This window comes from Candidatus Chlorobium masyuteum, assembly GCF_011601315.1.
Classification (GTDB): domain Bacteria; phylum Bacteroidota; class Chlorobiia; order Chlorobiales; family Chlorobiaceae; genus Chlorobium; species Chlorobium masyuteum.
This window is the reverse complement of record NZ_JAAORA010000009.1, coordinates 1-20,933: the sequence shown is the minus strand read 5'-3', so window position 1 is coordinate 20,933 and position 20,933 is coordinate 1. Positions and strand designations below refer to the sequence as shown.

Below are 20,933 nucleotides of genomic sequence, written 5' to 3'. Positions count from 1 at the left end.
TTCAGGAAAGGGGAGCATCTATCCAGCCAAATTGCAGATTTCCAACAGCAACAATGAAACCACTGCTTGAAATCAGGAACCTCTCTTTTGGTTATGAGGGCTCTCAATCTCCTGTTTTTGAGTCTCTTGACCTCACGGTTCAGGCTGGCGATTTTATTCTGGTCAAGGGGGCTTCCGGATCAGGAAAATCGACACTGCTGCGTCTTATCTGTCGATTGAACCGTCCAAATGGAGGCAATATTCTGTTTCAGGGGAGCGATATCGGTTCCGTTGCTCCGGCAAAGCTCCGGAGCATAATCAGCTATGTCGCCCAGATTCCGCAGATGGTTGACGCTTCAGTCGAGGAGAACCTGCTTTTGCCCTTTTCGTTTGCAGCGAACGCATCCAAATCCCCTCCCCGCCGTGATGAGCTGAGAGCAATGCTCCGGAAGTTCTATCTCGCAGAGGTAACTCCCGATCAATCAGCACTGAAACTTTCTGTCGGGCAGAAACAGCGTCTGGCGATTATGAGATCCCTGTTGCAGGATCCGCTTCTTCTGCTGCTTGATGAGCCGACCTCCGCACTTGACCGGGAGAGCGCCTCAATGGTCTTTTCCATTATGGAGCATCTGAATGTTAAAGAGGGGAAAACCATGATAACGGTCACCCACACTGACTACAAGCCGGAAAAAGTGCAACCGCTGAACTACATGCTTGATCAACGCCGTCTCCATTTACTGCCATGAACCGGATTATTGACATTTCGACTGCTCAACTGCTTCTGGCACTGCTCTTTATATTGATAGCCCAGGCAAGTTCTTTCATCTATCATCTCGGTTTGAACCGCGATATCACCATAGGCACCATCCGTACCTTTTCGCAGCTCTTTCTGATGGGCTATGTGTTGACGTTTATCCTGAAATCCTCCAGCCTGTGGTTGGTGGTTTCGGTGTTTCTGGTTATGGTTGTCTCTGCATTGTTTATTGTGAAGGGCCGGGTGAAGGAGAAGCAGATCGCCTATATTATCCCGACATTTCTGACCATGCTTATCAGTTATTTTGCGACAGCTCTGTTTGTTTCGGGGCTGATTGTCGGCATAACCCCATGGTGGGATCCCAGGTATTTTATTCCTGCCGGAGGGATGGTGATCGGAAACTCCATGTCAGCGCTGGCCATTGCTCTTGAGCGGCTGTTCAGGGATCTTCGTGTAGAGAGAGAGCTTGTTGAGATGAAGCTCACTCTTGGAGCGAATTACCGTGAAGCAAGCGATGATATTTTCAGAAAGGCGATCCGGGCAGGCATGATTCCATCCATCAATGCCATGATGGGGGTAGGACTTGTTTTTATTCCCGGAATGATGTCGGGCCAGATCCTGGCGGGAACCGACCCGCTTATTGCCATCCGCTACCAGATTGTTGTCATGCTGATGCTGGTGGGCTCAACAGCGGTTACCTCCGTCGTCGTGATGCTCATTGTCCGGCGCCGCTGTTTCGGAAGCGGGGAAGAGGTCTTACTGACGCCCCGCTGAACGGAGTGCTGCCCCTCTTTGGACAAGCCAGATGGTGATACCGGCAATCATCATGATAAAGCAGAGTACCTGTCCCATGGAAAAATTAAAGAGTACAAAGCCGAGCTGTGCATCCGGCTCCCGGAAGTATTCGATAAAAAACCGGAAAAATCCATATCCGAAAAGATAGATGGCCGAAAGAAATCCCGGGAACGGAGATTTTTTTCGAAGCAGCCAGAGTATGATAAACAGTACGATGCCTTCAAAAAATGCTTCATAGAGCTGGGATGGATGGCGCAGCTCATAGGTTGGTGCCAGTGGAAAATACATCCCCACTGCGGCATCAGTTACCCGTCCGTAGAGTTCACCGTTGATAAAGTTGCCGAGGCGCCCGAAGGTATAGCCGAGAGGTACAGCAGGTATAAACAGGTCAAAGGTTTTGAAAAAACCGGTTTTCTGTGAACGACTGAAAAGAAGGAGGGCAAGAACAACCCCGATAACACCTCCATGATAGGACATTCCGGTGACGCCCGTAAATCGGCATCCTCCGGGTGCAGGGATCCACGGGATTACGGTGCCGAGCGGATCCGAGAGAAAGGAGTCCATTCCGTAGAAAAAAATATATCCCAGTCTGCCACCCAAAACCACACCACCCATGGCCCAGGTGAGGGCATCGCCGACAAAGGCTCGGTCGTAAGGAAGTTTTTCGCTTTCAAGACGATAACGGGTAAGCAGATAGACTATTGCAAAGGCAATGAGATACATCATGCCATACCAGCGAACGGCAAAACTGCCGAGAGAGAAGAGCACAGGGTTCATCTGAGCCGGAAGATTCTGCCACCAGAGTGCAAAACTGTTCATAAAGCCGAATGTTTCAATGATTTTCAGGTAAAAAAAGTGCCTGGTCTATTGGATCGAAAAAAAAATATAGTTAACTTTTAATCTTGCGCATTTTCTGTATTTCTACCCATTAACATACAAATACCGATAAGTATGGCTAAGATACTTGAAGGGCCAGCCATGAAACTATTCAACAAATGGGGCATTCCTGTGCCAAATTATGTTGTGATCATGGACCCCAACCGCCTTGCCCAACTTGGGGAAGCTAATAAATGGCTGAGAGAATCAAAACTCGTTGTTAAAGCTCATGAAGCAATCGGCGGGAGGTTCAAGCTTGGACTCGTAAAACTTGGGCTCAATCTTGAACAGGCCCTTGAAGCAGCACAGGAGATGATTGGCCGTGAAATCGGTACTTCGGTTATCCGTCAGGTCATTGTTGCCGAAATGCTGGATCATGATGAAGAGTACTATCTCTCCATTGCGGGTAACCGTGACGGAGCAGAACTGCTCCTTTCCAACAAGGGTGGCGTGGACATCGAAGATAACTGGGATACCGTCAAGCGGCTTTTCATTCCCCTTGATGAGAACCCGACTATCGAAGAGATTACTGAAGTTGCCCTTCAGGCCGGTTTTACCGGAGAGGTTGCCGAGCGTGTGGCTAAAATCGCTTCACGTCTTATTCTCTGTTTTGATAATGAAGATTCGCAGTCAATCGAGATCAATCCGCTGGTCATTCGCAAAAGTGATATGCGCTTTGCAGCACTTGATGCGGTCATGAACGTTGACTGGGATGCCCGCTTCCGTCATGCTGACTGGGATTTCAAGCCGGTTTCCGAAATTGGCAGGCCCTTTACTGAAGCCGAGCAGCAGATCATGGATATCGATGCCCGTATCAAGGGCTCGGTAAAGCTGGTCGAGGTTCCCGGTGGTGATGTTGCCCTCCTGACAGCCGGTGGCGGCGCTTCGGTTTTCTATTCCGACGCTGTTGTGGCAAGAGGAGGCACAATCGCCAATTATGCCGAATACTCCGGTGATCCGCCGGACTGGGCAGTAGAGGCTCTGACTGAAACTATCTGCAGACTTCCGAATATCAAGCATATTATTGTCGGCGGCGCAATTGCCAATTTCACTGATGTCAAGGCGACCTTCAGCGGTATCATCAACGGGTTCCGTGAGAGCAAATCGAAAGGATACCTTGAGAATGTGAAAATCTGGGTGCGTCGTGGCGGACCGAATGAAAATCAGGGACTTGCCGCCATCAAAAAGCTGCAGGAAGAGGGATTTGATATCCACGTCTACGACCGCAGCATGCCGATGACCGATATCGTCGATCTTGCCCTGAATTCATAAGGAGCGCTTTCCGCAGGAAAGCAAAAAAGAGAAACTTCTAATTATTAACCGGAAAGAATCGTGAGCATTTTAGCAAATAAGGAAACACGAGCGGTCATCATAGGCGGTGTTGCCGGATTGAATGCCGCCAGGCGTATGGCCCAGTTCGACTTTCTGATCAACCGGCCTTTGACAGTCCAGGCTTTTGTCTACCCGCCTGAAGAGGGCCAGCAGAAAGAGATATATCGCGGTGGTGAGCTGAATAATGTTACTGTTTACTCATCGCTTGAACAGGCACTTGAGGAAAATCCTCAGATCAATACCGCACTGATCTATATCGGCTCATCAAGAGCCTATCAGTCAGCAAAGGAGGCTCTCGATGCAAAGGGCATCAAGCTTGTCTCCATGATCACGGAAGGTGTGCCGGAAAAAGATGCCAAGCGGCTGCGCAAGTATGCGCTTGAAACGGGCAAGATTTTCAACGGCCCATCCTCTATCGGTATCCTTTCTGCCGGTGAGTGCCGTCTCGGTGTTATCGGTGGCGAGTATAAAAATCTGAAGCTTTGTAACCTCTATCGCTCCGGATCATTCGGCGTTATTACAAAGTCGGGCGGACTCTCCAACGAGGCCATGTGGCTCTGCGCCCAGAACGGTAACGGTGTCACAACAGCCGTTGCAATCGGCGGTGACTCCTATCCGGGAACGGACTTTGTCACCTACCTTGAGATGTTTGAAAATGATCCCGAGACCAAGGCGGTTGTTATTGTCGGCGAAGTCGGCGGTACGCTTGAAGAGGAGGCTGCAGATTGGCTCGGAGCTGAAGTACGCCGCATCAAGGTTATTGCCGCAATCGGCGGAACCTGTCAGGAGGTGCTTCCCCAGGGTATGAAATTCGGTCATGCCGGAGCCAAGGAGGGCAAGAAGGGTCTTGGCTCTGCACGCTCCAAAATGAACGCACTGCGTGATGCCGGCGCTGTCGTGCCGGATACGTTCGGCGGACTCAGCAAAGCCATCAAGCAGGTCTATCAGGAGTTGCTTGCAAGCGGAGTGATCAAGCCGGAACCGGAACTCGATGAAAAGCTTCTCCCGGCACTTCCTCCAAGTGTTCAGGAGGTCATGAAGCAGGGTGAGGTTATCGTTGAGCCGCTTATTCGTACCACCATCTCCGATGATCGTGGTGAAGAGCCCCGTTATGTCGGTTATGCCGCCTCCGAACTCTGTGAGAAAGGGTATGGTATTGAGGATGTTATCGGTCTTCTCTGGAACAAGAAACTTCCATCCAGAGAGGAGTCGGAGATCATCAAGCGCATCATCATGATCTCTGCCGACCATGGCCCGGCGGTCTCCGGAGCTTTCGGTTCCATTATTGCCGCATGTGCCGGAATTGACCTGCCTCAGGCTGTATCGGCCGGTATGACCATGATCGGCCCCCGATTCGGCGGAGCCGTGACCAATGCCGGTAAATATTTCAAGTACGGCGTCAAGGAGTATCCCAATGATATTTCCGGCTTTCTCTCCTGGATGAAGCAGAATGTCGGTCCGGTTCCCGGTATCGGTCACAGGGTAAAGAGTCTTAAAAACCCTGACAAAAGGGTGAAGTATCTGGTTGATTACGTTAAAAACCAGACCACGCTCCACACCCCTTGTCTGGACTATGCTCTCGAAGTCGAAAAGGTTACGACAGCCAAAAAGGATAATCTTATCCTTAACGTTGATGGTACCATCGGCTGTATTCTTGTTGACCTTGATTTCCCGGAGTACTCACTGAACGGCTTCTTTGTTCTGGCCCGCACTATAGGAATGATCGGGCACTGGATTGATCAGAATAATCAGAATTCACGTCTTATCAGACTCTACGATTACCTGATCAACTATGCAGTAAAAGAAGAGCGCGAAGTACCGGAAAAAAAGTAAGCCGCTTCGTTGTCAAGAGTTGAGCTGTTCAATTCTGAAAGCGAAGTATGCCTTCTAAAAACGCAGAAAAGCGGAATCAACCCTGATTCCGCTTTTCTGCGTTTTATCCGTTTTATTTTCGACATCCTCTTCGCGATCACGTCACCGTTCATGCCAGATTTACTGCACGATAACCCTCTTCTTATCCGGAACACATGAGACGAATATGAGACAAATATGAGACAAATACGTTTATTTTCCCGATTGATCTTCGGTGTTTAAACGTTCATGGTGTTTTGAGTGAAAACCCTGTTTTGGATGTTTCTAAATAGCTATAGATAAGTAAGATATGACTTATGCTGGTGGGCTTTTGTTGTTGTTTATTCGTCGGCTGACAGGAAATATATGGGAGAATATCTTCTTTCGATTCCTTTGGCTGATGCCTGTAAATGTCTTGAATTGTGTCACAATATGCTCATAAATCAATAATGTGCCTCATATTGAGACAGTTATGGATATCGAGACACTTCCGGGGGATGGCGAAGTGCTGAAATAGTGATGGAACGGCCTACAGACCGCGAATTTCGGGCTTTCCGGTGATGGTTTCTTTCTGGTAATTAGAGTGGCCCGCTATTTGCACATAAATTTAGAAGTTAAAAGTGATTGTAATTCGCTGATGAATGGTGTTGTTCCGGTGGCGGTTTTTATTGACACCATCTTGACAATCTGACGTTATTAACATGTTCTGTTGAACAAAAACCGGAGGATCTTTTGTGATGAAATTATCGGAACGATATAATCTTCATTACGATAAGCACGTTATGTGTCGCGCAGTCGCCATTGCCATAGGTTCAATATCGCTGCTCTTATCTTCAGCTCCTCTTTTCGCCAATCCAATTCCTGATGCCGGAAGTATTTTGCGTGATCAACAGAATCAGATGCAGAACCTTCCTCAATTGCCTTTTTCCGCGCCGGTAAAGGAAGCGCCCCCTTCGGATGAAAGTACGCTGCGTGTCAATGTTAACGCTTTTGTTTTTTCGGGTTATGAAGGTCTTGCAACGGAAGCCGAGCTTCAGGCGGTTGTTGCGGGAGCTGTCGGCAAAAAGCTCTCATTCGCAGAACTGTCCGGCGAAGCGGAGAAGGTTACTGCATATCTCAAGCAGAAGGGGTGGTTTCTTGCGCGGGCATATCTGCCCAAACAGGATGTCACCATGGGTACTATTGAAATTGCCGTTACTCCGGGTAAAAGTGACGGAAACCTTACCATAAACCGCGACAAACAGGTAAGAATATCCGATAAAAAACTTCGAGGCTTTGTCAAGAGCGCCCTGGAGGCAGGCAAGCCGATCAATGAGCGTGCGCTTGAGCGTTCGGTGCTGCTCATCAGCGATCTGCCGGGTATCTCAGCCCGGGCCTCCCTTTCTCCCGGTACCATGACCGGCACCAGTGGAGTAGAGCTTGCCGTAGCTGAAGGTCCTGTGTTTTCAGGATCTATCTGGACTGATAATCAGGGCAATCTCTACACCGGGGAGTGGCGAGCCAACTCCATGTTCTCTTTCGATGACCCTTTCTGCTGCGGTGACCAGGTAACCTTACTGCTGACAGAGGGAGAACGACTGCGTCAGGGACGTGTCGGCTATCTCTTTCCCATTGGTTATGACGGACTCAAGGGAAACCTTGCCTACACCGCTATGAACTACGAGCTTGGAAGTGATCTTCTGATCCTTCAATATGGTGGAAAGAGCAGCAGTATTGACGCCGGATTGAGTTATCCGATTCACCGGAGCAGGGCGGGAAATATCATAACGAGCATTTCGTACAGCAACAAGTCACTTATCGATAGTCAATATGACATTGAACTCCATCACAAGAGGGTAAACAGTGTGCTCTTCACGACCAGCGCAGACCATTACGATACGATTTTAGGCGGGGGATACAGCAGCCTGAATGTAGCGGTGACTGCCGGAACCGTGCATGAAGCCAACCAGCTCGCCGCCGCCGCTGCTACAAACAGGGGCGAAGGCCGTTATGCCCGTCTGAATGTTACCGTTATGCGCCAGCAGCGCCTGACAGAGAAGATCAATCTCAATGTTTCTGTGAGTGGCCAGAGAGCCGATGACCTGCTTGACAGCAGTGAAAAATTCTCTCTTGGAGGGCCGAACGGTGTTCGGGCCTATCCAATCAGTGAGGCTTCAGGAGATGAAGGCGAGTTGCTGAATGCTGAGATCCGATATTCGCCTCCAGTCCCGAAGGGATGGGGAAGTCTTCAGTTCAGCGGGTTCTATGATGCCGGACATATCAGACTCCAGAAGCACGAGGTGGAGATTCCGGCTACAGCAACCAATCTGAACAGTTACTGGCTTCGTGGAGCCGGATTCGGTATCACTTATGCTATTGACGGGAGATTGACATTACGGGGAAGCTGGGCATGGGTGATCGGAGATAATCCGGGACGAAGCGTTGCCGGAAATAACTCGGACGGCAGGAGTGACAAGAGCCGTATGTGGCTTATGGCACTCTTCTCCTTTTAGCAAAGAGTGTTAGCTCGTGAGACGCAAGGTTGCAGTATTTCTTTTCACTATACGTATATTATATCTTTTAAACCTTTGATTTTAACAAGTAAGCAGAGCTGAACCACTCATTGACAAAGTTTCTTGTCAAAAGCAGCAGACAAATTTTAAACAAGAGTAGTTGTTAACCAGATAAACCGACCATAAAAATGGAACAAAATATACCACTTGAGAATCTGCCACTGTTTTACAGTCGTCCGATTCCGCTTAACAGGGAGGCTCATGCATCTCTGACCGTCAGCCCGAGTCCGGAAGGATACCGGTATGCCGCATCAGCCCGGACTGTTCTGCTTGCAACGGCAGAATTTTTTGATGCCGGCCGTTTCTATCCGATTATTTTCAGCAATACCTCCGACAATGCCATTCTTCCTGTCGCACTTTTAGGGCTTGAGGAGAATGAAAACCTTTTTGTTGATGATGAGGGTGCCTGGCACGGCCGCTATATACCGGCATACATCAGACGCTACCCGTTCATTACCACGGACGGTACTGAGGGTCAGACCACGGTCTGTTTTGACGAGGATTTTGACGGCTTTAATCTGGAGGGTGGCCTTCCGCTTTTTGAGGATGGAGAGCCTGCACCGAAAATGCTTGAAATCCAGGCTTTTCTTCAGGACTATCTTCTTCAGATGGATCGGGCACGGCAGTTCGGCGCCCAGCTTGCCGAATATGGATTGATCAGAGCGGTTGATCTGCAGGCGACTCCGGCAGAAGGGAGCCCTATTGCACTCAATGGTCTGCTTGTGGTTGATGAGGAGAAGCTTGCACAGCTTTCAGATAGCGAAGTAACAAAATTGTTCCGCAGCGGCGCACTGGCGCTGATTCATGCGCATCTGCTCTCCCTGCGCAACGTTGATGCTCTTGTGGAGCGAAAGGTTCAGGGAACACAACGTTGAACAAAACAGAAGGGGTTATAAACATGTTGTGTAAGGTTGCATCAACATAACCGACAGTGAACAGGGTTTTCAACATCATCTGGTCGAAATCGAAGGAGCGGTGGATCGTCGTTTCCGAGAAGGTCAAGACCAATGGAGGTGTACCCAAATCAAGGCTCAAAAGTCTTGCGGTTCTCATCGCGCTGTTTGCCTCCGCAGAGCGGGCCTATGCCCTTGATCCCGGCTCCCTCCCTTCGGGCGGTGTGATCACCTCCGGGGAGGGAACCATTACCACCAGCGGCACTCAGTTGACCGTGAACCAGTCAACACCGCAGATGATTGCGAACTGGCAGAGTTTCAACATCGGAGCCGGTGCCGGAGTGCGTTTCAACCAGCCCAACAGCTCATCAGCAGCTCTCAACCGCATCACCGACCAGAACCCCACCCAGATCATGGGTTCGCTCTCGGCCAACGGCCGGGTATTCCTGCTTAACCCCTCGGGCATTATTTTCGGCAGTACAGCACGTGTTGATGTCGGTGGTCTGGTCGCCTCGTCGCTCAATATGCTCGATAGCGACTTCCTTTCCGGCAGGTATAGATTCAGCAACAGCGGCAGTGCCGGTCAAGTTATCAATCAGGGAGCTATAACGGCCATGCCGGGAGGTGTGGTGGCGCTGATCGCCCCCAAAGTAACCAACGAGGGGAGCGTCACGGCCCCTGGCGGAAGCGTGGCGCTGGCTGCAGGCAATCAGGTATCTCTTGATTTCCATGGAGACGGACTCATCACCCTTACGGTTGCTCAGGGAGCTGTAGACGCCCTGGCCGAAAATAATGGATTGATCAAGGCTGATGGCGGCCGGGTGATCATGACGGCCAAAGCGGCCGATGCCCTGGTTCAGTCGGTGGTGAACAACAGCGGAATTATTGAGGCAAGAAGCCTGCAGGCGAGAGGCGGCCGGATTATTCTTGACGCCGAGGGCGGCATGACGATGATAGCCGGCAAAGTGGATGCATCCTCGCCAGACGGAAAGGGCGGTTCGGTGATTGCTACGGGAGATCGTGTTCTGGTGAAGGCTGGAGCACACCTCACCGCTTCGGGCGCAACCGGCGGAGGAGAGGTACTGGTTGGCGGAAGCTGGCAGAACAGCGCCAGTTCGGTTCGTCAGGCGACCGGCACCATTGTTGAGCCGGGAGCTCTGCTTGAAGCGAGTGCCATCGACACCGGCAATGGCGGCACCGTGGTAGCGTGGTCGGACGTGACCAACCCGGACTCCGTCACCCGTGCTTACGGTACCTTTGAAGCGAAGGGCGGAGCCAACAGTGGTGACGGTGGAAGAATCGAGACTTCCGGTCACTGGCTGGATGTAGAGGGATCAAAGGGCGGAGCTTCCGCGCTGAATGGAAGCAGCGGCCTCTGGCTCTTTGACCCGTACAATGTCACAATCGCAGGTTCTGCTGATGCAGGCGGTGGATGGGGTGGAGCAAATCCCAATATCTGGACACCGAATGCATCCGGTTCGACAATACTCAGTACGGGTCAACTGCTGACCTCACTCAATGCAGGAACCAGTGTAACGGTAACAACAACAGGCGGTGGATCTGAAGATGGAAATATTACAGTCAGCAGTGCGATTACGAAAAGTACGAACACCGGTACACCAACACTGACGCTTACTGCCGCGAACAACATTCTGCTGAATGCAAACATTGGCACCAGTAGTTCATCATACACACTGAATCTGACGATGAACGCGGGTGGAACCATAAGCGGAAACGGAAACATCTCAGGCAAAGGAACCACCACGTTTAACGTCGGCAGCGGCAGCGGTGAGTACTCTGGAGCTATCTCTGATATTACTGGTTCAACAAGATCGGTTACGAAATCGGGAACCGGCACTTTGATTTTGTCTGGCGTCAGCTCCTATCAGGGAACGACTACTGTCAGCAATGGCGTAATCAAGCTTGGTTCGTCAGGTAATGATGCCAATAGTCCTCTTGGAAAAACGGCTGGTAACACCTCTGTAATATCCGGAGCCACACTTGACCTGAACGGGTATACTCTTGTTCTTCCTGAACCATTGACGATCGCCGGGACGGGGTACAGTGGAGCCGGAGCTCTGACGAACACCGCTGTTTCCGTTGGCGGCGGTTCGTCAACGACGACCTATTCAGGTCCCATTACGGTGAATTCACCAGCCAGTATTTTAGTGAATACCGCGAATGCACAGATTACTCTTTCCGGTACCGTAAATTCGACCGCTATCCTGACTTTTGGAGGAAGCGTTGTCGGATGTACGCTATCCGGCGTTTACAGTAATACCGGAAATTGCGTCAAGGATGGAACCGGTACATGGACCCTGTCAGGTAATAATACCTATTCAGGTTCAACAACGATAAGCGCCGGAACCCTCATTGTTTCGAATTCGACCGGATTAGGATCTTCAAATCAAGGGACAACAGTCAGTGCTACAGGCACCCTCAATATCAACAATGTCGCTATCAGCAATGAGGATCTGTCACTGATCGGTACGCTTATAACTACAGGCACAGCAAGCTGGGGCGGAACTACCAAGGGGACTATAACGCTTGGCGCTGGTACCCCCACTTTTGGTGGTACAGGTACACTCACGGTGAGCAAAGCAATAGCTGGATCTTCACGGACACTGACCAAAATTGATTCAGGGACATTGATCCTGTCAGCGGCTAACAGCTATACCGGATTGACGACGGTAAGCGGGGGCACATTGCAGTACGGGATAAACAATGCACTTTCGAGCGGAGGAGTGACAGTCAACGGAAGCGGAGTTGTTTTTGATATCGGGGTATATAGTGACACAATAGGCGCAGTAACCCTGACCAATGGCTCCATAACGGGCACCACCGGCGTATTGACCGGCACCAGCTACCTCATCAACAACGACAGTGGCACCACAACGGTTTCGGCTATTCTTGGCGGTACGAACAAAGCTCTGACCAAATCGGGAGCCGGAACGGTGACACTCTCCGGAGTGAATACCTACACCGGAGCAACAACGATCAGTAACGGGACCTTAACGCTTGATGCAACGGGATCGATAGCTGCCAGTTCGGGAGTAGCAAATTCCGGATCGTTTACGATCGGAGGAAACAAGGTTATTGATTCACTGACAGGAGCAGGCTCGACCGCACTCGATTCCTATATATTGACAATAGGAGACTCAGACAACACTTCAGGAACATACAGCGGCGTGTTGTCCGGAACGGGAGGTATTACGAAGGCGGGCTCGGGCACTCTGACCCTTTCAGGAACGAACACATACACCGGTGGAACGACGGTAAGCGATGGAACGCTGTCGATAGGAGCAGGAGGAGCGAGCGGCTCAATATCCGACACCGGAACGTTGAGCAATTCGGGAGCAGTTGTGTTCAATCGTTCGGATGACTTTTCGTACGGAGGAAAAATAAGTGGCGCCGGAAGCTTGACGAAGAGCGGCAACGGAACGTTGACCCTGTCAGGTACGACGAGTGATTACAGTGGAGCGGTGACGGTAAGCGGAGGCACGTTGAAGCTTGGTCATAGCTCGGCACTGGGTACAACAGGGGGAGGCGTGACGGTATCAGACACCGCGACGCTGGACCTGAACGGCATATCGATAGGAGATGAAGCGCTGACGCTGAACGGCCTGGGTGTCGGTACGAATGGGGCATTGATCAACAGTTCCGGAACAGCGGTAACGTATGGCGGGTTGCTGACACTTGGAAGTGCGAGCAGCATTGTATCAGGAAATGGAAACATAATCCTGTCGAATACCGGCACGATAACCGGTTCCGGATTCGGGTTGACGCTTGGCGGAACGGCAAGCGGAAGCAGTATTGCGAGTATAGTCGGAACCGGCACGGGAACACTGACAAAGAGCGGCACAGGCACGTGGTCGTTGAGCGGAGCGAATACGTATAGCGGCGGAACGACGGTAAGCACGGGAACGCTGTCGATAGGATCAGGAGGAGCGAGCGGCTCAATATCCGACACCGGAACGTTGAGCAATTCGGGAGCAGTTGTGTTCAATCGTTCGAATGACTTTACGTACGGGGGGAAAATAAGTGGCGCCGGAAGCTTGACGAAGAGCGGCAACGGAACGTTGACCCTGTCAGGTACGACGAGTGATTACAGTGGAGCGGTGACGGTAAGCGTAGGTACGTTGAAGCTTGGTCATAGCTCGGCGATGGGTACAACAGCTGGCGGGGTGACGGTATCAGACACCGCGACGCTGGACCTGAACGGCATATCGATAGGAGATGAAGCACTGACGCTGAACGGCCTGGGTGTCGGTACGAATGGGGCATTAATCAACAGTTCCGGAACAGCGGCAACGTATGGCGGGTTGCTGACACTTGGAAGTGCGAGCAGCATTGTATCAGGAAATGGAAACATAATCCTGTCGAATACCGGCACGATAACCGGTTCCGGATTCGGGTTGACGCTTGGCGGAACGGCAAGCGGAAGCAGTATTGCGAGTATAGTCGGAACCGGCACGGGAACACTGACAAAGAGCGGCACAGGCACGTGGTCGTTGAGCGGAGCGAATACGTATAGCGGCGGAACGACGGTAAGCACGGGAACGCTGTCGATAGGATCAGGAGGAGCGAGCGGCTCAATATCCGACACCGGAACGTTGAGCAATTCGGGAGCAGTTGTGTTCAATCGTTCGAATGACTTTACGTACGGGGGGAAAATAAGTGGCGCCGGAAGCTTGACGAAGAGCGGCAACGGAACGTTGACCCTGTCAGGTACGACGAGTGATTACAGTGGAGCGGTGACGGTAAGCGCAGGTACGTTGAAGCTTGGTCATAGCTCGGCGATGGGCACAACAGCTGGCGGGGTTACGGTATCAGACACCGCGACGCTGGACCTGAACGGCATATCGATAGGAGATGAAGCGCTGACGCTGAACGGCCTTGGTGTCGGCGGTACAGCGGGAGCTCTTACTAATAGCTCCACAACAGCATCGACCTATGGTGGCCTTATAACGCTCGCCAGTGGAAGCCGTATTGTATCGAACAGCGGTACAGCACTTACTCTGAGTGGTACTATCAATGGCGGATATGCGCTCGGTATCAACGGATCCGGAAGTGTCACTCTTGGCGGTACGATTGGAAACTCCACGCCATTGGCATCGTTCACCGGTGATTCAGCTACATCGCTCTTTATAAACGGAGGCTCGGTAAAAACCACAGGAGTTCACTCCTACAGCGGAGCTACGACTTTCGGTGCAGGAGCAGGAACAACCCTGACAACCACGAACAGCAGCATCAGTGGCAGCGGAGTGGTTACAGCCACAGCCGGAGCAGTGACGTTTGTTGCCGGGAGCGGTACTGTGACCTTCAATAATACTTCGAATAACTTTTCATCGGTCACCGTGACAAGTGCCGGAGCTGTTTCGCTCATTGATACCAATGCACTGACTATTTCCGGCATTGCTGCATCAGGAACGGTTGATGTTGCGACCCTGAGCGGAGACCTGACGGTTTCGGGCAATCTCTCCACGACGGATGGCTCGGCAACAGCAATCAGGGTGAACGCCGGGAAATCGGCGGCGGCAGGGACATCAACGGGTGGCAACATCATTGTTTCCGGCACTCCGTTGATAACATTAGGAACAGGCGGCATTGCTTCCTTCTATACCGGAAGCATCTCCGGAAGTACCGGTTTGAGTGCATTCATCGGAACGGGAACAGGCCGTTTCCGCTACAACAGCGATGAATCGGCATCGAATTATACGACTGTTCTCGCTGCGGGCAAGAACGCCATCTACCGCGAACAGCCGACAGTCACCGTTACGGCTGCAAATGAAACGATTACCTATGGCACAACACCAACTCTCGACTACACCATCAGTGGAGAACAAAACAGTGATACCAAAGCACAGGCGTTATCAGGCGGATTAAGTGTATCCAGTTCCACCTCTTCATCCGGTAAATATACAGCAGGTACGCATACAATCGGTCAGTCCGGATTGACCAGTCTGCTTGGATATGGCATCTCCTATGTTTCAAAAACGCTTACGGTCGATCAAAAGCAGCTCCAGGTAACGGCGATCGGCGACGGAAGTTCGACCTACGGAAACTCGCTTGTGTATGGTGCGGTGACGGATAACAGGATCACCGGTGATGTGGTTGATGTGACGCGAACGCTGGTAAATGCATCGTTGAGTACAAGCGGTAATACAAAAGTCGGCAGTTACAAGCAGAAAGCAAGCGGTATAACAGGGACGGATTCTGCGAACTACAGTTGGGGCGGTGACTTCACGACGACTACGGAAAACTATGCGATAAGCCGCGCGAATCTGACGGTAAGCGGACTGTCGGTATCGAACAAGGTCTATGATGCAACGACCACGGCAACGCTTTCGGGTACGGCAAGGGTAACTCCGATTGGCAGCGATGTGGTGACGCTTGGCGGCACACCGTCAGGAGCCTTTGCAGACAAGAATGTTGGAGCAGGAAAAGCAGTGTCGGTGACAGGCAACACCATAAGCGGTACGGATGCAGCAAACTACAACCTGCAGCAGCAGAGCGCTTTGAGTGCCGAAATTACCAGAGCTAATCTGACGGTGATCGGCCTGTCGGCATCGAACAAGGTCTATGATGCAACGACCACGGCAACACTTACGGGTACGGCGAGGGTGACGCCGCTTGGCAGCGATGTGGTGACTGTGGGCGGTACTCCGGCAGGAACCTTTGCAGACAGGAATGTTGGCACAGAGAAAAGTGTGACAGTGACAGGCAGCACCATAAGCGGTAGGGACGCATCAAACTACACCCTGCTGCAGCAGAGCGCTCTGAGTGCTGAAATCAGCCGCGCGAATCTGACGGTGAGCGGCCTGTCGGCATCGAACAAGGTCTATGATGCAACGACCACGGCAACACTTACGGGCACAGCGAAGGTAACCCCGCTTGGCAGCGATGTAGTGACGCTTGGCGGCACACCGGCAGGAACCTTTGCAGACAGGAATGTTGGAAAAGGAAAGAGTGTGACGGTGACAGGCAGCACCATAAGCGGGGCGGATGCAGCAAACTACAACCTGCAGCAGCAGAGTGGTCTGACGGCTGATATCAGTGAAGCACCCGTAACTGAAACAGAAAGTACCACAGCATCAGAGACAATTCTGCCGATTATTAAGGCAACGCCTGCTTCGCCCGCAGGAGCAACAGTGTCAAGCCTGATGCCCGCAAATCCGATCACTACGACAGCTCCGGCTTCAAGTGCATCCATAACTGTTGCGCCCTTAACTGTTACCAATACACAGGCTGTCGCTCCGGTCGGCAGCTCAATCGAGTTAGCCCCGGTTATGAACCTCGATAACCTGTCGGATATGAAGAGTGGTGATGTCAGCAGCACCGTAGCGATGACAACCGGAGGGGGCATGACTTCGGATATCAGTCAGGCAAGTCTTCCTGTCACAGGATCATCTCCGGGAAGTGACACACAGGCGCCCTTTACCGGAGTGATCAATGTTTTTCTTGGCGGAAAGCTGGTTCGTCAAACAGTAAATACGGTTATTCCTCTTCCGGATGAGATTAAAACCGGTCTTACACAGGGCGTTGGCGGTGAGCGGGTTACCCTGTTAAACGGTTCTCCGCTGCCGTCATGGTTAAGCTACAATTCGGGAACCCGAACTTTCAAGATCTTAAATCCTCCGGGTGAAACCTTCCATATCAAGGTTCGGGTCCAGGATCAATCCCGGAGCTGGGTAGTGGATATTGCGAGCAATAAATCCAGCACGTGAACAAATTCCGATTATGGGTAACTATATATTTTAAGGATGCACAAGGTAATATATGTAACTGGCGGGGCGAGAAGCGGTAAAAGCACATTCGCCCTGCAACTGGCTAACGGGTACCGGAACCGGGTGTTTGTTGCGACGGCAGAACCGTTTGATGAAGAGATGCAGCGTCGTATCGGCAAACATCAGGAGGAGCGGTCCAACCGGTTTGTGACAGTAGAGGAGCCGCTTTTTCCCCAGCGTGCATTCCAGAATCTGAAAGAAGGAATCGATCTGGTGCTGCTTGACTGCCTGACGGTGTGGACGGCAAATCTGATGCACCATCTTGTCGATCAACATGCGATTGATGAGCAGATCGCTCTTTTTTTTGATGTTCTGAGCAAGCCCCCCTGTGATATTATTCTTGTGTCCAATGAAGTCGGTATGGGTATTGTGCCCGATAATGCCATGTCCCGACAGTTTCGGGATATAGCCGGGATCATAAACCAGAAGGCCGCCAATATTGCCACCGAGGCATGGTTGCTCTGCAGCGGTCTCTCTCTTCGGCTGAAGTAGGCGCTTCTGTTATCAGGCAACATAGCTCATTAATCAATAGTGTCCCGCCCGTTTCACATGATTGATTGGTTAAAGGTGTTCTGTCCGGTAAATCAGGAGCTTTTTGAGCGGTACATGAGACAATAGTGAGACGAACATGAGAACTATGCAATCCGGTGTATATTCATACTCTCTGTAGGTAAGCTATCGAAGAACTATCAGGGATAGAATGTGTAATACAGACGTTTATGTACAAAAAAAATAGATAAATAAGAATATTTCTTCTTGTCGGCTTTTCCCCTGCACTCTACCGCTATCGGTACAAAAACACCTGCTCTGAAATATTTCCGTCCCCCTTCTGTCCGATTCCCAAAATATCGGAAAACGTATCACTTATTGCTCATCCTCGTATTGATTGTCTCATTTTGAGGCATTTATGGTATTCCATGGAGCATACGGATATCCGGTTAAACGACATAAGCTGCGCAACAGATTGAACAATAGTGATATAGAGATGCCTCTCCTGTTTGAGTAATTCCGTATGGCGTGATATTTGCTGAATATTTTATAAGTGTATTGTTACATGAAGGCACTTTATATAATAAAGTATTGTTTTTATTGATGGGTCGCAGGCAGAGGGTTGTTTTAATTCATGAAAGCCGATAACACCCGAACGTGAACAGAATTTTTAATGTCATCTGGTCGAAGACGAAGGAGCGGTGGATAGTCGTATCCGAGAAGGTCAAGACCAATGGAGGTGTTCCAAAATCGAGGCTGAAAAGCCTTGCGGTTCTCATCGCGCTGTTTGCTTCAGGCCAGATGGCCTATGGCCTTGATCCCGGAGCCCTTCCGTCCGGCGGTGTGATCACTTACGGCGGCGGAACTGTTACCACCAGCAGCAACCGGATGACGGTTGATCAGTCCACACCGAAGATGATTGCCAACTGGCAGAGCTTCAACATCGGTGCCGATGCCGGAGTGCGTTTTAACCAGCCCAACAGCTCATCAGCAGTTCTCAACCGCATCACCGACCAGAACCCCACCCAGATCATGGGTTCGCTCTCGGCCAACGGCCGGGTATTCCTCCTTAACCCCTCGGGCATCATCTTTGGCACTACAGCGCGTGTAGATGTCGGCGGTCTGGTGGCATCTTCGCTCAATATGCTTGACAGCGACTTCCTTGCCGGACGTTACAGATTCAGCAACAGCGGCAGTGCCGGTCAAGTTATCAACCAGGGAAACATAACGGCTATGCCGGGTGGTGTGGTGGCGCTGATCGCCCCCAAAGTAACCAATGAGGGGCGTGTCACGGCCCATGGAGGAAGCGTGGCCCTGGCTGCAGGCAATCAGGTATCTCTTGATTTTTATGGTGACGGGCTCATCACCCTTACGGTGGATCAGGGAGCGGTAGACGCTCTGGCCGAAAATAAAGGATTGATCAAGGCCGATGGCGGCCGTGTGATTATGACGGCAAGAGCGGCAAATGCATTGACCCGATCAGCCGTCAACAACAGCGGTATTATTGAGACCGCCAGCCTGCAGTCGAAAGCGGGTCGGATTATTCTTGATGCCGAGGGCGGCACGGCGACGGTCGCCGGAAGGGTTGATGCATCCTCGCCAGACGGAAAGGGCGGTTCGGTTATAGCCACGGGTGACCGTGTTCTGGTGAAGGATGGCGCACACCTCACCGCTTCGGGCGCAACCGGCGGAGGAGAGGTACTGGTTGGCGGAAGCTGGCAGAACAGCGATAGTTCGGTTCGTCAGGCAACAGGGACTATCGTTGAGCAGGGTGCCCTGCTTGAAGCGAGTGCAATTGACAGCGGCAATGGCGGCACCGTGGTAGCGTGGTCGGACGTGACCAACCCGAACTCCGTCACCCGGGCAAACGGCACTTTTGAAGCGAAGGGCGGAGCAAACGGTGGTGACGGCGGAAGGATAGAGACCTCCGGACACTGGCTTGATACGGCAGGGTCAAAGGGCGGAGCATCCTCGATAAGGGGCGCTGCCGGACTCTGGCTGTTCGATCCGTATAATGTGACCATCACAAATGCAAGTGCGAACGGCACATGGGGCGGTGCAAATCCTGACATCTGGACACCGGGAGCAACAGGTTCCACCATTCTTAATACTGACATAACCTCCCGGCTTGATGCGGGAACCAATGTTACTGTTACAACTACAACCTCCGGTTCGGGTACAGAAGCTGGAAACATTACGGTTGAAAGCGCGATCTCTACGGGTACGGCAGCCGGAACCCGGACACTGACACTGACAGCAGACGGGGGTATTGCCATAAATGCGGCCATAGGTAATACCACCGGTACGCTTAATCTGACGATGAATGCCAATGGCGGTTCAATCAGCGGCAGCGGAGCTATCAGCGGCATGGGCACCACCACCTTTAATGTCGGCAGCGGCAGCGGCACATACAGCGGAATCATCAGCAAGACAACTCTTGTAAAATCGGGTGCAGGCACACTTGTACTCTCGGGAGCAAACAGCTATACCGGAGCGACAACGGTCAGTGCGGGTGCTCTGCGGGCAATAAATGTAACCGCTCTTGGCACAACCGCAACGGGTACAACCGTGGCTTCCGGGGCAGCTCTTGAGCTTGCCGGAGGTATTGTGATCGACTCGGAAACTCTGAGCCTGAACGGTACAGGCATCTCTTCGGGCGGAGCGCTCCGCAATATCAGTAGTGACAACAGCTATACCGGAGCGATTACGCTTGCTGCTGCATCCCGGATCAACTCCGACAGCGGTACGCTTACGCTCGGTTCTGTTTCTGCAGGAGCTTTGGGGTCGACATTCGGAGGAGCAGGGAATGTTACTGTTGCCAATCAGATAACAGGAACAAACGCAAGTACACTAACAAAGGATGGTACGGGTACGCTGACGCTCACCGGAGCGAACACCTATGGAGGATTGACTACCGTCGGCGCAGGAACGCTCAAGCTTGGTGCTGCAGGTGACGGCACCAATACCCCGCTCGGAACCACCGCCGGAGCAACAAGCATTACCGCCGGCGCGACACTTGACCTGAACGGTTTTACACTCGGCACCCCTGAAGCGTTGACGCTGAGAGGAACGGGTGTCGGAGGCACAGTTGGAGCACTGACCAACAGCTCAGGGACAGCGGCAACCTACAGCGGTCTGATCACTCTCGGTGCTGCCAGCAGCATTGTTTCGAACAATGGAAATATTGTTCTCTCAAATACCGGAACGATAGGGGGAGCCTTCGGCTTGACGCTTGACGGTACTGCAACAGGCAGCTCAATTGCCAGTATTATCGGTACCGGGACAGGAACGCTGACCAAAGCAGGCACCGGAATATGGACGCTTACGGGTTCGAACACCTATACCGGAGCAACCACCATCAACGATGGAGGAGTCATCCTCACCGGGACCGGTACCGCGACCGGATCGGCGTTTACCGTCAATACGGGAGGTCGTTTGACGCTCGATAATGCAGCAACGAATAACACCAATCGAATCAGCGATACCCTGGCGTTGACACTCAATGGCGGTGAGTTCGTTTTTAACGGAACGAATGTTGCAGCAACCAATGCCAGTGAATCGACCGGCGCCCTGACGCTTGCTTCCGGAGCATCAATCATCACGCTCAATTCGGGCACTGGCGGGT

Annotated in this window: 10 protein-coding genes; 9 read left to right on the top strand and 1 reads right to left on the bottom strand. The window is 51.8% G+C overall.

What is annotated here, in order from left to right:
- Positions 1 to 53: 53 nt before the first annotated feature.
- Complete coding sequence (locus tag G9409_RS11170; RefSeq protein ID WP_166808837.1) at positions 54 to 725, top strand: ABC transporter ATP-binding protein; 672 nt, start codon at positions 54 to 56, stop codon at positions 723 to 725.
- Positions 722 to 1,507 (top strand): ABC transporter permease, encoded by a 786-nt coding sequence (locus G9409_RS11165; protein ID WP_166808836.1) that lies wholly within the window; start codon positions 722 to 724, stop codon positions 1,505 to 1,507. The genes G9409_RS11170 and G9409_RS11165 overlap by 4 nt, the downstream gene beginning before the upstream one ends.
- Here G9409_RS11165 and lgt read toward each other — a convergent pair.
- The gene (gene lgt, locus G9409_RS11160; protein ID WP_166808835.1) at positions 1,490 to 2,347 is read right to left on the bottom strand and encodes a prolipoprotein diacylglyceryl transferase; all 858 of its coding nucleotides are present in this window, start codon (positions 2,345 to 2,347) and stop codon (positions 1,490 to 1,492) included. The two genes, G9409_RS11165 and lgt, sit on opposite strands and share 18 nt — an antisense overlap.
- Before the next feature lie 132 nt (positions 2,348 to 2,479).
- On the opposite strand from lgt, the gene G9409_RS11155 reads away from it, so the two are divergent.
- From G9409_RS11155 to G9409_RS11125, 7 genes are all read left to right on the top strand, one after another.
- Positions 2,480 to 3,676: an ATP citrate lyase citrate-binding domain-containing protein gene (locus G9409_RS11155; RefSeq protein ID WP_166808834.1), complete on the top strand. Its 1,197-nt coding sequence runs from the start codon at positions 2,480 to 2,482 to the stop codon at positions 3,674 to 3,676.
- A 60-nt stretch (positions 3,677 to 3,736) separates the two neighbouring features.
- Entirely contained in the window at positions 3,737 to 5,569 is a 1,833-nt protein-coding gene (locus G9409_RS11150) for a citrate/2-methylcitrate synthase (protein ID WP_166808833.1), read from the top strand.
- 800 nt (positions 5,570 to 6,369) lie between these two features.
- Positions 6,370 to 8,079 carry a ShlB/FhaC/HecB family hemolysin secretion/activation protein gene (locus tag G9409_RS11145; protein ID WP_166808832.1) on the top strand — a complete coding sequence of 570 codons (1,710 nt, stop codon included), beginning with the start codon at positions 6,370 to 6,372 and terminating at the stop codon, positions 8,077 to 8,079.
- Between the two features lie 188 nt (positions 8,080 to 8,267).
- Entirely contained in the window at positions 8,268 to 9,014 is a 747-nt protein-coding gene (locus G9409_RS11140) for a SapC family protein (protein ID WP_166808831.1), read from the top strand.
- 56 nt (positions 9,015 to 9,070) lie between these two features.
- Positions 9,071 to 16,759, top strand: coding sequence for an autotransporter-associated beta strand repeat-containing protein (locus G9409_RS11135; RefSeq protein WP_166808830.1), 7,689 nt, complete (start codon positions 9,071 to 9,073; stop codon positions 16,757 to 16,759).
- A gap of 36 nt (positions 16,760 to 16,795) precedes the next feature.
- A complete protein-coding gene (gene cobU, locus G9409_RS11130) occupies positions 16,796 to 17,311 on the top strand; it encodes a bifunctional adenosylcobinamide kinase/adenosylcobinamide-phosphate guanylyltransferase (protein ID WP_166808829.1) in 516 nt (171 codons plus the stop codon).
- 654 nt (positions 17,312 to 17,965) lie between these two features.
- Positions 17,966 to 20,933 (top strand): two-partner secretion domain-containing protein (locus G9409_RS11125; protein ID WP_166808828.1); only part of this gene is annotated, 2,968 nt, incomplete at its 3' end.

What these genes read in the sequence shown, in the direction of transcription:
- G9409_RS11170 (WP_166808837.1), top strand. Translation starts at nt 54, where the DNA reads ATGAAACCACTGCTTGAAATCAGGAACCTCTCTTTTGGTTATGAGGGC.
- G9409_RS11165 (WP_166808836.1), top strand. Translation starts at nt 722, where the DNA reads ATGAACCGGATTATTGACATTTCGACTGCTCAACTGCTTCTGGCACTG.
- lgt (WP_166808835.1), bottom strand. Translation starts at nt 2,347, where the DNA reads ATGAACAGTTTTGCACTCTGGTGGCAGAATCTTCCGGCTCAGATGAAC.
- G9409_RS11155 (WP_166808834.1), top strand. Translation starts at nt 2,480, where the DNA reads ATGGCTAAGATACTTGAAGGGCCAGCCATGAAACTATTCAACAAATGG.
- G9409_RS11145 (WP_166808832.1), top strand. Translation starts at nt 6,370, where the DNA reads ATGTGTCGCGCAGTCGCCATTGCCATAGGTTCAATATCGCTGCTCTTA.
- G9409_RS11140 (WP_166808831.1), top strand. Translation starts at nt 8,268, where the DNA reads ATGGAACAAAATATACCACTTGAGAATCTGCCACTGTTTTACAGTCGT.
- cobU (WP_166808829.1), top strand. Translation starts at nt 16,796, where the DNA reads ATGCACAAGGTAATATATGTAACTGGCGGGGCGAGAAGCGGTAAAAGC.